The following is a 14,264-nucleotide window of genomic DNA, read 5'->3' on the forward strand; positions in this document are numbered from 1 at the left end:
GTTTGAGAAAAACAAAAATAATTTGTACATTAGGTCCAGCGACCGACTCAGAGGAGATAATAAGAAAACTTGTTGAAAATGGGATGGATGTTGTGAGGTTAAATTTTTCTCATGGTACTCATGAAGAGCATAAGAAAAAGATTGACATGGTAAAAAAAATAAGAGAAGAATTTGACAAGCCTATTCCCATTTTGCTTGACACAAAAGGACCAGAGATAAGAATAGGTTTTTTTAAAGATGGCAAAGTAGAATTGAAAGAAGGTCAGAAATTTGTTCTGACTGTGGAAGAAATCTTGGGAAATGAAGAGATTGTTAGTATCACTTATAAAGAACTTGTTGAGGATGTAAAACCAGGTGATAAAATCCTGATAGATGATGGACTTATTGAGCTTATTGTTGAGGACAAGACAGAAAAGAATATAATCTGCAAGGTAAAAAATGGAGGAGTCTTAACCAACCAGAAAGGGGTAAACGTACCGGGTATACCCATTAGGCTTCCTGCACTTACCCAGAAGGATAAAGAGGATATTCTGTTTGGGATAGAAAATGATGTAGATTTTATTGCAGCTTCATTTATAAGAAAGGCAAGTGACGTTGTTGAAATTAGAGAGTTTCTGAACAAAAATGGTGGAAAGGACATTTTAATAATTGCCAAGATAGAAACTCAAGAAGGTGTTGCAAACTGCGACGAAATAATAAGAGTTGCAGATGGAATTATGGTTGCAAGAGGAGATTTAGGGGTGGAACTTCCTTTTGAGGAAGTCCCCCTTGTTCAAAAAATGCTCATTGAAAAATGCTACAAAGCAGGAAAGCCTGTCATAACAGCAACACAGATGCTTGAATCTATGATACGAAATCCAAGACCTACCAGGGCAGAGGTTAGCGATATTGCCAATGCCATATTTGATGGAACTTCTGCAATAATGCTCTCTGGCGAAACGGCAATGGGCAAATATCCTGTTGAAAGTGTTGCTACAATGGCAAAGATTGCCGAAAGAGTGGAAAATCAGATTGATTATATCAAGAGATTTCAATCTCAGGTATTTGATATGCCAGTTAATGTGACAAATGCTATTTCGCACGCAACTTGTACAACTGCACATGACCTTGGTGCAAAAGCTATTATAACTGTAACAAAGTCAGGTAACACTGCAAGAATGGTTTCAAAATTCAGACCTGCTTGTCCGATTATTGCAACCACACCTTGTGAGAAGGTTAGGAGACAGCTGAATCTGTCATGGGGTGTGTATCCATTTTTGGCAGAATACAAAAGTTCGACCGATGATATATTTGACCATGCTGTTGAGATAGCTGTAAAATCCAAGATTGTAAAAAACGGAGATTTAGTCGTCATTACTGCTGGAGTTCCTGTTGGCGTGAGTGGAACAACAAATATACTTAAAGTTCATGTCGTTGGACATGTTTTGGTTGAAGGGCGAGGTTGGGGAAGCGGAAAGGTAACAAGCAGGGTATGCGTTGTTAAAAGCATTAATGAACTTAAGCAGAATTTTGAAGATGGAGATATAATAGTTACAAGCCAGACAAATAATGAGTTTATACCTTATATGAAAAGGGCTTCGGGAATTATCACAGAAGAGGGTGGACAGAACTCTCATGCAGTAATTGTAGGTGCTGCACTTGATATCCCTGTAATAACAGATGCTAAAAATGCATTGGAGATATTAAAAACAGGGATTGTAGTTACAATTGATACTCAAAAAGGAATAGTATTTAGTGGAGAGCAGAAGATAGAAGAATAAAAGTTTATATAGGGGTAACGAATAATGATAGAAATAGAATTAGTAGTTAGGTATGCAGAAACAGATAGAATGGGTATTGTGCATCACTCAAATTATTTTGTGTGGTTCGAAGCAGCTCGTACAGAACTTATAAAAAAGGTTGGTATATGCTATTCGCAGATTGAAAATGAGCTGGGAGTGTACCTGCCACTTATAAGCTGTTCTTGCGATTTTAAGAGAGCTTGCTTTTACGAAGATAAGATAACGGTGAGTGCAAAGGTTAATAATTTAACACCTACAAGAATAAAATTTTACTATCAAGTCAAAAAGGATGGAGTTTTGTGTGCAACAGGTTTTACTGAACATGCCTTTGTTGATAAAAATTTTAAACCAATAAATCTGCAGAAAAAAAACAGGGATTTGTTTTTGAATTTTGAAAAGCTGTGGTTTGAAGACAAATTGTAATATTTAAAACTGTTTGACATATCTTAATTAAGTGAGTTATAATAATACCATAATCCTGAGGTAGTGTTTTTGAGCCTGGTTTGAGGGGAGGGAAATTGATGTCAGAAGTAAGAGTGGGTGAGAATGAATCACTCGATAGTGCCCTCAGAAGATTTAAAAAGAAATGTGCAGAAGCTGGGGTTTTAGCTGAACTCAGAAAAAGAGAGCACTATGAAAGCCCAAGCGTTAGAAGAAAGAAAAAATCAGAAGCTGCACGTAGGAGAAAGCGCAGATAAGGAGTAGGAGGCGTTTTTGTTGAGTCTCAAAGATAAGCTCCTTGAAGATTATAAAACTGCTATGAAAGAAAAGGATGTTGTTAGAAAAAATGTTGTTGGTATGGTGAGAGCTGCAATATTGCAGTTTGAAAAGGACAACAAGGTGGTTCTTGACGATAGTGGAGTTCTGAGTGTCATTGCTAAGGAAATTAAGAAGAGAAAAGATAGTTTACCTGAATATATAAAAAGTGGCAGACAGGATTTGATTGATGAGTTGAATAGAGAGATTGAAATTTTGACTTCTTATCTTCCACCCATGCTCAGCGAAGAAGAAATAGAGCAGCTTGTAAAGGAAACTATAGAAATTATAAAACCTAATGGAATAAAAGATATGGGCAAAGTAATGCAAGAGGTTATGAAAAAGGTAAGTGGCAGAGCAGATGGAAAAGTTGTAAGTGAGATTGTTAAAAAATATTTACAACAATAAATAAAATAATTGAAAGATTGAAAGATAAAAAGTGGCCTTCTTGATGCAAAAGCAGAAGGTCACTTTTTTATTTTGGATAAGTTATAAAAAAATTTGAGGGAAAATAAAATAGAGGTGAACCTTAATTTTTAAATAGGGCATTTATGCCGAAGATATCAAAGAAAAATTTAAAGCAGTTTGCTTTGTTATCTCAGTTTCCCCAAGAAGTTATAACAGACCAGCCAAGAATTACTTTAATTGGTGACCAAGAAATTATTATTGAGAACCATAAAGGACTCATTTGTTATGAAGACACTTTTGTTAAAATAAACACAAATATATCTCCTCTTGCAATTGAAGGAGATAAACTTGTAATTGAAAGAATGGACAGCGAAACAATTATTATAAGCGGAAGAATAAAATATGTAAAATATTTTTTTGATCCCGAACAAGGGAGAAGTGATTGAAAGATGTGCAGTGGAAGACTTGTTTTAAAAGTAGAAGGAGAGAATTTAAACAAATTTTTAAATATGCTTATTTTCAATAAGATTTTACTTAAACTGTATTCTAAACAGAATAATACCATAATTATAGGTATATCAACCAAAATTTTTAAAAAAGTAATAAAGATAGCAAAAAAAACAAAGTGCAAAATAAGCATTTTAGAGAAAAATGGAATGTATTTTTATTTAAAGGAGCTAACGTTATGGAAAGTAATTACAGTTGGAGTATGTATTTTTATTTTAATAGTTTTTAATCAGTTTATTTTTGACATAGCTATTTTAAACCATGGTTCTGCAGATATGTTGTTAAATGAAAAAATAAAAGAAAAACTTTACCAGTACAATATAAAGCCATTTATACTGAAAAATAAAATTGACGAAAAAATACTTGAAAGAAAACTTCTTACTGAGTTAGGTGATTTAATGTGGGTAAATGTAAAAAAAGAAGGTGTTCGTCTGTTTGTAGAGTATGTAAAAAGAGAAATGGCAGAAATAGAAAACAAGAAAGGACGGATATTTGCAGCAAGTAGCGGAATTATTAAAAGAATAATCTTAAAATCTGGGAATTTACTTGTCAAAGAAGGTGATACTGTAGTATATGGGCAGCTTCTTGTAGATAATAAAGTGTTCTCCAAGGATGGAATTGAGTATTTTGAAGATGCAAATGCCCAAATTGAAGGAATCACATTTTACACCGTCCCTGCAGATTTTACTATTCCTTTATATCAAAAAGAATATATTTCAAAAGCAACAGTACCATACATAAAAGTTGGTAATTATGAAATCAAACTTAAAAATATAGTTACTAAAAACGAGAATTGTGATAAAATTAAAATAAAAGAGTATAAACTTTCACCTTTGGCTATTTGGGTGGGAGTGTATGAAGTCAAAAGATACAAGCTAAAAAGATTTGTGCCTACGTTTGATCAAATAAAGGAAAAGGTTAAAAGAGAATGTGACCAAAAGTTTATGTCACTTACAAAAAATAAGAAGATATTAAATGTTTTGTCAGTTCGCACATATATAAAAGTGATAAAGCAAAAAGGTGAGATAAGGAAAATTGAATGCCAAAGAAATTATGAATGTTTAGAAGAGATTGGCGTTAAAAAATAAAATCTTAGGAGGTTAGAAATATTTGGAAGAAAGACTCATTTCAACTTTAAGCATTGAAGACACCCAAGAACTTTGGAATATATTTGGTGAGTTTGATTCTAAAGTTAAGACTTTAGAAGAGCTTTTGAATGTAAATATTGTGTTTAGAGACAATGGTATAAAAATCATAGGCAATAATCCAGAAAATATAAGTAAAGCAGAAAAAACGATAAAAATATTACATGACATGGAGAAGAAAAAATTAGATATTGATGAACATACTATACGTTATATAGTAGAGACTTTAGAAGATGAAGAAATAAGAAGTTTAGAAAATGATGTTATCTTTATAACTCACAGAGGCAAACAGGTAAAACCTAAAACTCTTGGCCAAAAACGATATATAAATGCAATTATGAACAATACAATTGTATTTGGCATTGGACCTGCAGGTACAGGTAAGACTTACTTGGCTATGGCAATGGCTGTTCATTACCTCAAAAAGAAAGAGGTAAGCAAAATTATTCTTACAAGACCGGCTGTTGAAGCAGGTGAAAAATTAGGATTTTTACCTGGAGATTTGCAAACAAAAGTAGACCCATACTTGCGACCAATTTATGATGCACTTCATGACTTAATTGGCACAGAAACCTACCAACGGTATATGGAAAGAGGAGTAATTGAGGTTGCACCGCTTGCATACATGCGTGGAAGGACCTTAGATGATGCTTTTATAATTTTAGATGAGGCACAAAACACTACTTCAGAGCAAATGAAGATGTTTTTGACAAGACTTGGTTTTGGCTCAAAGGCAGTGGTGACTGGTGATATTACTCAGATTGACTTACCAAGTGGGATTGAGTCTGGACTTGTTCAGGTAACGAAGATACTTAGGGATATTGAAGGAATAGAATTTGTTTTTTTGACTTATCAAGACGTTGTTCGTCATCAACTTGTTCAAAAGATTATTAATGCTTACAATAGGTATGAAGAAAAACGAAAGGAGAAACAAAGAGCATAGACCATGTTAAAAATTTTTGAACGATGGCATGAGAGAAAAAGGATTTATTATTATCGATTTATTCTTTTTTTCTCTTTTTTTGGGACCTCGTCGCTATTGATAGCACTGTCTAAAAGAAAAGAAACACCTATAATTTGGAATAAAATTTTTCGGTTTTTTAATCCTGAAATAAAATATTCTAAATTTAGAATAGACGGTGATTTATCAGCTGCAATTTTATTAATTTTGATACTTTCTCTCATAATGGGAGTGTATTTATATCTTTTTGAAAGAAAATTTATAGACAACTGCAGGGATATGGCAGCAACAAGTGCCATTATAGCTCTAAATCTTCTTTTAATAAAGTTTCTTCTTCCCATACCAACATATGCTGTGCCGGCTTTTGTAGGAGTTATTTTGATTTCGCTTTTGATTGATGTAAGAGTTTCGATAATTTTTAATGTAATACTTTCAATTGTAACCCTGCTAATTGTGGGAATGAATAACCTTAGTTTTGCTCTTCATCTTTTTGTGACAGGAAGTTTGTGTGCAATTGTATCACACAGTATTAACAATAGGCTTCAATTTATATCCCACGGATTTTTGGCCAGTTTAATATCCTCACTTTTTGTTTTGTCAACTGAATTAGTATTTAAAATGAATGAAGCTGAGGTGTTGACCACTTCAGCAAACTCTTTTATTGGTACGGCACTTTCGTTTATTATTGCGTATGGAACTTTGCCTGTGTGGGAGTACTTATTTGATTTTACCACCCCGATTAGACTTATGGAACTTTCTAATCCCAACCATCCATTACTTAAAAGACTTTTACTTGAAGCTCCAGGTACTTATCATCACAGTTTAATAGTAGGGAATTTAGCCGAGATTGCATGTGAAGCAGTTGGTGGAAATTATCTTCTTGCCCGCATAGGCGCTTATTATCACGACATAGGAAAGCTAAAAAGACCTTTTTATTTTAAGGAAAATCAGATTATTGAAGAAGACCCTCACAACAGGATAACTCCTACTCTTTCAGCTCTTATAATAATCTCACATACAAAAGATGGTGTGGAGATTGGGAAGGAATATAGGCTGCCAAGACAGGTTCTTGACATTATAAAACAGCACCATGGTACTACTAAGGTGGCATTTTTTTATGGAAAAGCGCTAAGTCAAAATCAGCAAGTGAGTGAGGAAAAGTTTAGGTATGATGGACCAATTCCACAGAGCAAAGAAGCTGCAATTGTTATGTTGGCTGACTCTGTTGAAGCAGCTGTCAGGGCTCTTTCTTCTCCGACGCCTCAGATGATTGAAGCTACTATAAGAAATGTAATTCAAGAAAAACTTCTTGATGGGCAGCTAAATAACAGCGATTTGACATTTAAAGAACTTGAAATTATATTGGAAAATTTTATCAAGGTTTTGACTGGTGTTTTTCACAAGAGGGTTAGTTATAATATATTTGAAGATTCTTCAAACAAATCAGATGAGGTGATGGTAAGAAGTGAAAATATTCATTCAAAATCAGCAAGATAAAGTTGATATTGACCAACACATTTCAAAGATAATTGAAGAGTCGATTGTAAATACCATTAAGGTTTTCTTGGAAGAAGAGAACTTTGAAATAAGTGTACTCATAGTTGATAACAGCTTCATAAAGGAACTCAATAGAAATTATAGAAATGTCAATAAAGAAACAGATGTACTATCTTTTCCTATATTCGAATTTAAAAATGGGAAGCTTTTAGAAGATATAGTGATTATGGAAGATGAAATTCCTCTTGGTGACATTGTAATTTCAATCGAAAAGGCAGCACAGCAGGCGAAAGAATTTGGGCATTCATTGGAAAGAGAAATTGCATATTTAACTGTGCATTCTGTTTTACATCTTTTGGGTTTTGACCACATAGAAGAGGATGATAGAAAAGTAATGAGGGAGTATGAAGAGCAAATTTTACAGAGCATGGGGTTGACAAGATGAACAAAAGAAGAACCTTGCTGGAGAGTTTTGACAATGCAATAAATGGAATAATAATTGCTTTTAAGACTCAAAGAAATATGAAGATTCACTTTATAATAGCTTTTACAATTCTCTTTTTAACTATTGTCTTTAAACTTAATAAGATCGAAACAGTATTAGTACTAATTTGTATTGGTTTAGTTATTGCAACAGAACTTATAAACACTGCAATAGAAAATACTATAGACCTCATAGCAAAAGAGTTTGAACCGAAAGCAAAAATTGCAAAAGACGTAGCAGCAGGAGCTGTTTTGGTGTCTGCCTTGATGTCATTAACCATAGGGTATTTTCTTTTTTATGATAAAATAAAGCTACCAATAGAATTAACACTTAAACATATAAGAGGTATTTCTTTTCATGTAGTGTTTTTATCCCTTATAATTGTAGCAATGGTGATAATAGTTGTAAAAGCTGTTACAAACAGAACAAAATTCATGCAAGGTGGAATGCCAAGTGGTCATACTGCTTTAGCTTTTGCTGCGGCAACTGCTATTTTAATGCTCACAAACAACCTCATTATAGTGTCACTTGCTGTTTTTATGGCTTTATTGGTACTTGAGAGCAGGATAGAAGCAAAGATTCACACAGTTTGGGAAACAATTGTAGGTGCACTTATTGGAATCCTTGTAACGCTTTTGATATTCAAAATAAAGTGAAAGAGGGACCTTTATGAAATGCCAGAAAAGACCTTGTTTAAAAAAGATTCTAACACTTATAATAGTAGGAATACTACTTTTTTCTTTATCAGCGTGTGGTAAGAAAAATACTCAAAAAGTTAATATCTCAAAAGCAGATAAAGCTTTGCAAGTAAACAAAAAAGAAAAGGAGAAAAATGCTCAAACTGAACAATTTGACTATCTTTGCAAATTTACCGGAGAGGCCATTTACCAAAAAGATGAACATCAAGTAATCGCAGTTATGATTAATAACGAACCAGGAGCAATCCCTCAATCTTCGTTAGATCAGGCTGAGTACCTTTATGAAGCTTTGATTGAGGGTGGAGCAACACGAATTATGGCAATATATCACCATACATATCCTAAAAAAGTAGGTCCTATAAGAAGTGCAAGACCGTATTTTATGCAGATAGCAAAGTCACTTAATGCTTACTTTGTACACTGTGGTGGTAGCCCACAAGCTTACAGGCTTTTCAAACAGAATTTTATACCTCATATTGATGCTATTTACACAGGTGGCGGAATTTTCTTCAGGACCTCAGATAGAAAAGCACCGCATAATCTCTATTCTTCTATGGAGAAGCTTTCAGCTTTTTTTGATAAAAAGGGTTACAAAATGCAGAAAACTTACAAAACATATCCTTTAACAGATGAAGTAGTGAATAAATGGAATTCAGAAAACACCAAAATAAAAATTACTTTTTCAGGATGGTATTATGTAAGATATGAATATGATGAACAGAAAAAAGTTTACAAAAGGTTTATAAAAGAAAAACCTCATCTCAACAAAGAGACAGGTGCTGTACTGACTGCAAAAAACTTAGTAATAATTTTTGCTCACTATGACACAATAAAAAACGATGACAAAGGTAGACAGGAAGTGGATTTTTCAAAAGGAAAAGGGTATGTTCTGCAAATGGGAAAAACTATTCCAATAAGTTATGAATTTAATATGAAAAATTCATTTATATTAAAAGATGAAAATGGGCAAGAGATTAAGCTTTTAAAAGGGAACACATGGTTTGAGATTGTCCCGCAGTATGGTAAGGTTAAGTTTGAATGAGAGGAGAGAGAAAATTTGAAGATAACTTTCATAGGTGGAGCTCAAAGTGTGACAGGTTCATGCTACCTTTTTGATCTTGAAGGCAAAAAATTTCTGGTAGATTGTGGTATGTTTCAAGGTGGTTTGACTGAAGAACTGCTCAACTATGAAGCATTTCCTTTTAATCCGTCAGAAATTGAATTTGTCATTCTTTCTCACGCCCATATTGACCATAGTGGAAGAATTCCAAAACTCTACAAGGATGGCTTTAGAGGAGTAATTTATACAACAGATGCGACAATGGACCTGTGTAGTATTATGTTGCCAGACAGCGCTCATATTCAGGAGAGCGAGATAGAATGGAAGAATAGAAAAAGGAAAAGAGAAGGAAAAGAGCTACTGGTGCCGCTTTATACCTTAGAAGATGCAGAAAATGTTTTAAAACATTTCAGAGGCGTGAAATATGGGCAGAAAATTCAAATAGACAAAAATTTGAGTTTTGTTTTTAAAGATGCAGGACACATGCTTGGTTCAGCTATAGTTGAGCTTTATATAAAAGAAAATGGTAAGGAGTACAAACTTGTTTTTTCTGGTGATTTAGGGAACAGAAATGTTCCTATTTTGAAAGACCCTACAATAATAGATGATTGCGATTATCTGTTCATTGAAAGTACTTACGGCAATAGGCTTCATGTAGACGTTGAAAACAAATCTAAAAAACTTATAAATATAATTAGTACAACTATTTCAAATGGTGGAAAGGTTATAATTCCATCTTTTGCAGTTGGGAGAACACAGGAAATATTATATGAGATTGCAAAAGAAATTAGCACTGATTCTGAAGAGGCTAAAATTATAAGAAATGTAGAGATTTTTGTTGACAGCCCACTTGCAACTTCTGCAACTGCCATTTACAAAAAACATATAGATTATTTTGATACAGAGGCAGCTATGTTTATAAAAAATGGTATATATCCTCTTGAGCCACCTAATTTGAGGTTTATAAAATCTGTGGATGAGTCAAAATGGTTAAATGAGTATGACAAAAGTTGTATAATAATTTCTTCAAGTGGGATGTGTGAGGCAGGAAGAATAAAGCATCATCTTAAACATAATTTATGGAATGAGAAAAACACTGTGCTCTTTGTCGGTTATCAGGCACCAAACACGCTGGGAAGAAGGCTTTTGGATGGACAGAAGAAGGTAAAGATATTTGGTGAAGAGGTAGAAGTAAGAGCAAAGATAGAGTATATCGAGGCATATTCTGGTCATGCAGATAAAAGTGGGCTTTTTTCGTGGATTGAACAGATGAATCAAAAACCAAAGAAGATTTTTGTGGTCCATGGCGAGAAGGAAGTTCAGCTCGAATTTGCTAAGGAGCTCCAAAACAGGTTTAACACTGATGTCATTGTGCCTGCGCGTGGCGAGATGTATGAAATTGCACCTGAGTACGTTGCACAAAGTGAAAGGTTGTTCTCAGAACTTCCTTCATTTATCAATCTTTCAGTACTTGCTCAGATTGAGGATATTGAATATGAACTGGATAGACTAAAAGAAGGTATAAAAAACTCTGCTATTTCTCCAGAAAGGTTATTTGCCCTCAATTCAAATTTAGAAGAGCTGAGGTACCTTCTCAGCCTTGCGTTGAACGATTACTAAAGAGAAAGTTTATCTTATATCAACGTTTTTAAGAGTAAACAGTTTACCTGCAAATTTAAAGTAGATATTTATTGTATGAGTATCATGTGGCAAGGGCTGAAATTTAGCGTAGAATTTTGCTTTATACAACAGAGGTTGGTCTTGAGGAAAATTTTCTATCTCAAAATAAGGAATTGGATAGTATTTTTGTTTTGTGGTTGTATCTTCAATGTAAATATATTCAAAGGCAGTCTTATTAATCTTCTTTTTTTCTAAGTTCTCTATGATAAGTGTTAAACCAAAGTAACTCTGATTTCTGGTAATCTGAGAGTATGTGATATAAAATTTTTCTTTTGTCACTTTTTCAAGACTTACTTTTATATTCTGTACTATCACTGAATATTGTGATTCTCCATAGCGGATGGATAAATTGGAAGGCTCGTGGTACACGTATATATGTTTATCCGAATTTTTAATGATAAATATGCTTAAGATAATATAAACTGCTAATAATGTAAAAAGTATGCGAACAAGTCTTCTTTTCATCTTTTCTACCTACTCAAAAACGATAATGCTTAGTATATTATCATTATATTTAAGAAGGGTAATTTGTTTGATACAAAAAACAAAAGAAACTGAGGTGAAACAATGAGATTTTTAGATGCTGGTGAAACACATGGAAAAGCTTTGATAGCCATAATAGAAGGATTTCCTGCACATGTAAAAATAGATATAGAAAATATAAACCATCTTTTACAACTACGTCAAAGGGGTTATGGAAGAGGGAAGCGAATGGAAATAGAAAAGGACAGAGTAAAAATTTTATCAGGAGTCAGAAACTCTTTTACCACAGGAGCCCCTATTACATTGATGATTGAAAATAGGGATTACGAAAACTGGAGAAGTTTTATGGATGCAACGCAGTGTGATGTAGATACCAAAAAAGTGACAGTTCCACGGCCTGGTCATGCAGATTTGGCTGGTTGTTTAAAATATGAGTTTGATGATGCAAGAAATGTATTGGAAAGAGCCAGTGCAAGAGAAACTGCTATAAGAGTAGCAGTTGGAGCTGTTTGTGAAGAACTTTTGAAAATGTTTGGCATTAAACTTTACAACCACGTTGTTGAGATTGGTAGGGTACGGCTTACAAAATCGTATTCATTTGATGACACAGAACTTTTTGAACAGGCTTTATCTTCTTCAGATCTGTTTTGTATTGACAAGGAAGCTGAAATGAAGATGAAAGAGGAGATTGATATAGCAAAACAAATAGGTGATAGCGTGGGGGGGATTGCTGAGGTAATTTGCAAAAATGTTCCATATGGTATTGGTAGCCATGTTCACTGGGACAGAAAACTTGACGCCCAGATTGCTCACTCTGTAATGAGTATTCAGTCTGTAAAAGGTGTTGAAATTGGTATGGGATTTGAAGCGGCAAGGCGGTTTGGTTCTGAAGTTCATGATGAAATTTATTATGATGATAAGAAAGGTTTTTATCGAAAGACAAACAATGCAGGTGGTATAGAAGGCGGAATTTCAAACGGCATGGATATTGTTGTTCGGGCTGCTTTCAAGCCAATTCCAACTCTATATAAGCCCCTCAAAAGTGTAGATATAAGAACATTTCAACCTGCTGAGGCAGCAGTAGAAAGGTCTGACATATGTGCTGTGCCGGCAGGAAGTATTGTCATGAGAGCGGCAATTGCGTATGTTCTGGCAAATGCTTTAATAGAAAGGTTAGGAGGAGATTCTGCTAAGACTATGTTAGAAACTTTCAAAAGAATTTATAATAAAGGATAAAAATACATATACCCTCACATCCATGGGCATACTAATTAGATGTGGGGGTGTTTATTTGTAATGAAAGCAAGGGTATTTGTTCTTATATTTGCATTAATAATAACTACAGCATTTGGTAAGATATGCTATGCAAATGAAAAAAAGAATTTACCACAACTGAGCTCTAAATCTGCAATAGCTATTGAATGGGTAACAGGGAAGATTCTCTTTGAAAAAAACAAGGATTTAAAACTTCCAATGGCAAGCACAACCAAAATAATGACAGCAATCCTGGTGTTAGAAAACTGTGATGTAAATAAAGAAATTGAAATTCCGCCACAGGCTGTGGGAGTTCCAGGGTCATCTATGTACCTCGAAAAAGGAGAAAAACTGAAAATAATAGACCTTTTATATGGACTTATGCTTTCTTCTGGGAATGATGCTGCTGTCGCCTTGGCAATAGCAACAGCTGGTGATGTAAAAAGATTCGTTAAACTTATGAACAAGAAAGCAAAAGATCTTGGCCTTTCAAATACTGTATTTTCATCTCCACATGGCTTGGAACAAGGTCAGCATTATACAACAGCTCACGACCTTGCAAAACTTACCGCATACGCTATGAGAAATCCAATATTTCGACAGATAGTAAAAACCAAAGATATAGAAGTACCATGGACTACAAGACCTTACAATAGAATTCTAAGAAACAAAAACAAGATGTTAAGATTATATCCTGGTGCTGATGGTGTAAAAACTGGATTTACAAAAAAGGCGGGTAGGTGTCTTGTCACTTCTGTTTGCAGAGATGATTTTAGAGTCATATGTGTGGTTTTGAATGCTCCGGATATGTGGAATGATACGCAAAAGATTCTCAACTATTGTTATAACAACTTTAAAGTGGTAAAACTACTACCTGATGAAATGGGTTATGTAAAAGTTAAAAACGGAAAAAGTGATTGGGTAAAAGTTGGAACAACATATAAATGTTATTGGGTAGTGGAATCAAGTTGTTTGCCAAAATTAGATGTAATTTTGCAGGTAGCAGAAGCGCCTATTGAAAAAAACAAGGTGATTGGTAGGTTGAATGTGTATCTTAAAAATGAAAAACAGAGCCTCCCACTTGTTGCATTACAAGAATGTCCAAGAAAGTCTTTATGGGACAGAATAAAAGAAAAATTATTTGAAAATAGAATTAAATAAATTTAGCGTGGACGAAAAATCCACGCTAAATTTATTTTTTCTTATTTTTCCATAAACGGTTCAAGCTCTTTGAGCAGTTCATCGCAGTTGTCTGAATGAATTTCTACCTTAATTGGTTTGCTAAGGTCCAAACTAAATATACCCATGATAGATTTTGCGTCAACAACATACCTTCCTGATGTAAGGTCAATATCAAATGGGTACTTGCTAACAATGTTGACAAAGTTCTTGACAGCATCAATTGTGTTCAGCTTTACTGTTACTGTTTTCATTTTAAATTCCTCCCTTCACAACAAAAATAATACTCATTATTTATCATATCATGTTTATGAGCTTTAAATCAATTAACTCCTTACACATTTTCTATACCCTTTTTTCATAGAAAAATA

The 14,264-nt window shown here is 33.9% G+C and carries 16 protein-coding genes; 14 read left to right on the top strand and 2 right to left on the bottom strand.

Annotation, left to right across the window (positions count from 1 at the left end; genetic code table 11):
• Positions 1-2: 2 nt before the first annotated feature.
• From pyk to ATHE_RS06380, 12 genes are all read left to right on the top strand, one after another.
• Entirely contained in the window at positions 3-1,760 is a 1,758-nt protein-coding gene (gene pyk / locus ATHE_RS06325) for a pyruvate kinase (protein WP_015907751.1), read from the top strand.
• A 24-nt stretch (positions 1,761-1,784) separates the two neighbouring features.
• Positions 1,785-2,204 carry an acyl-CoA thioesterase gene (locus tag ATHE_RS06330; protein ID WP_015907752.1) on the top strand — a complete coding sequence of 140 codons (420 nt, stop codon included), beginning with the start codon at positions 1,785-1,787 and terminating at the stop codon, positions 2,202-2,204.
• A gap of 98 nt (positions 2,205-2,302) precedes the next feature.
• Positions 2,303-2,479 (top strand): 30S ribosomal protein S21, encoded by a 177-nt coding sequence (gene rpsU, locus ATHE_RS06335; protein ID WP_011917352.1) that lies wholly within the window; start codon positions 2,303-2,305, stop codon positions 2,477-2,479.
• Positions 2,480-2,498: 19 nt separating this feature from the next.
• Positions 2,499-2,945: a GatB/YqeY domain-containing protein gene (locus ATHE_RS06340; protein ID WP_041727137.1), complete on the top strand. Its 447-nt coding sequence runs from the start codon at positions 2,499-2,501 to the stop codon at positions 2,943-2,945.
• A 143-nt stretch (positions 2,946-3,088) separates the two neighbouring features.
• On the top strand, positions 3,089-3,391 hold the full coding sequence (yqfC, locus tag ATHE_RS06345) for a sporulation protein YqfC (protein WP_015907754.1): 303 nt from the start codon (positions 3,089-3,091) through the stop codon (positions 3,389-3,391).
• A 3-nt stretch (positions 3,392-3,394) separates the two neighbouring features.
• Positions 3,395-4,540, top strand: coding sequence for a sporulation protein YqfD (locus tag ATHE_RS06350; RefSeq protein ID WP_015907755.1), 1,146 nt, complete (start codon positions 3,395-3,397; stop codon positions 4,538-4,540).
• A 22-nt stretch (positions 4,541-4,562) separates the two neighbouring features.
• Positions 4,563-5,540 (top strand): PhoH family protein, encoded by a 978-nt coding sequence (locus ATHE_RS06355; RefSeq protein ID WP_015907756.1) that lies wholly within the window; start codon positions 4,563-4,565, stop codon positions 5,538-5,540.
• Positions 5,541-5,543: 3 nt separating this feature from the next.
• On the top strand, positions 5,544-7,055 hold the full coding sequence (locus tag ATHE_RS06360; RefSeq protein ID WP_015907757.1) for an HD family phosphohydrolase: 1,512 nt from the start codon (positions 5,544-5,546) through the stop codon (positions 7,053-7,055).
• Positions 7,024-7,500, top strand: coding sequence for an rRNA maturation RNase YbeY (gene ybeY, locus ATHE_RS06365; RefSeq protein WP_015907758.1), 477 nt, complete (start codon positions 7,024-7,026; stop codon positions 7,498-7,500). The genes ATHE_RS06360 and ybeY overlap by 32 nt, the downstream gene beginning before the upstream one ends.
• Entirely contained in the window at positions 7,497-8,195 is a 699-nt protein-coding gene (locus ATHE_RS06370; RefSeq protein ID WP_015907759.1) for a diacylglycerol kinase, read from the top strand. The genes ybeY and ATHE_RS06370 overlap by 4 nt, the downstream gene beginning before the upstream one ends.
• 13 nt (positions 8,196-8,208) lie before the next feature.
• The gene (locus ATHE_RS06375) at positions 8,209-9,279 is read left to right on the top strand and encodes a DUF3048 domain-containing protein (protein WP_015907760.1); all 1,071 of its coding nucleotides are present in this window, start codon (positions 8,209-8,211) and stop codon (positions 9,277-9,279) included.
• A 15-nt stretch (positions 9,280-9,294) separates the two neighbouring features.
• Complete coding sequence (locus tag ATHE_RS06380; RefSeq protein ID WP_015907761.1) at positions 9,295-10,917, top strand: MBL fold metallo-hydrolase RNA specificity domain-containing protein; 1,623 nt, start codon at positions 9,295-9,297, stop codon at positions 10,915-10,917.
• 9 nt (positions 10,918-10,926) lie between these two features.
• Here ATHE_RS06380 and ATHE_RS06385 read toward each other — a convergent pair whose 3' ends face one another.
• Entirely contained in the window at positions 10,927-11,442 is a 516-nt protein-coding gene (locus ATHE_RS06385) for a hypothetical protein (RefSeq protein ID WP_015907762.1), read from the bottom strand.
• Between the two features lie 102 nt (positions 11,443-11,544).
• On the opposite strand from ATHE_RS06385, the gene aroC reads away from it, so the two are divergent.
• On the top strand, positions 11,545-12,696 hold the full coding sequence (gene aroC / locus ATHE_RS06390; RefSeq protein ID WP_015907763.1) for a chorismate synthase: 1,152 nt from the start codon (positions 11,545-11,547) through the stop codon (positions 12,694-12,696).
• A 60-nt stretch (positions 12,697-12,756) separates the two neighbouring features.
• Positions 12,757-13,875, top strand: coding sequence for a D-alanyl-D-alanine carboxypeptidase family protein (locus ATHE_RS06395; RefSeq protein ID WP_015907764.1), 1,119 nt, complete (start codon positions 12,757-12,759; stop codon positions 13,873-13,875).
• 41 nt (positions 13,876-13,916) lie between these two features.
• On the opposite strand, the gene ATHE_RS06400 is transcribed toward ATHE_RS06395, so the two are convergent.
• Entirely contained in the window at positions 13,917-14,147 is a 231-nt protein-coding gene (locus tag ATHE_RS06400) for an HPr family phosphocarrier protein (RefSeq protein ID WP_013403334.1), read from the bottom strand.
• Positions 14,148-14,264 lie beyond the last annotated feature (117 nt).

This window comes from Caldicellulosiruptor bescii DSM 6725, from assembly GCF_000022325.1.
Lineage (GTDB): Bacteria > Bacillota > Thermoanaerobacteria > Caldicellulosiruptorales > Caldicellulosiruptoraceae > Caldicellulosiruptor > Caldicellulosiruptor bescii.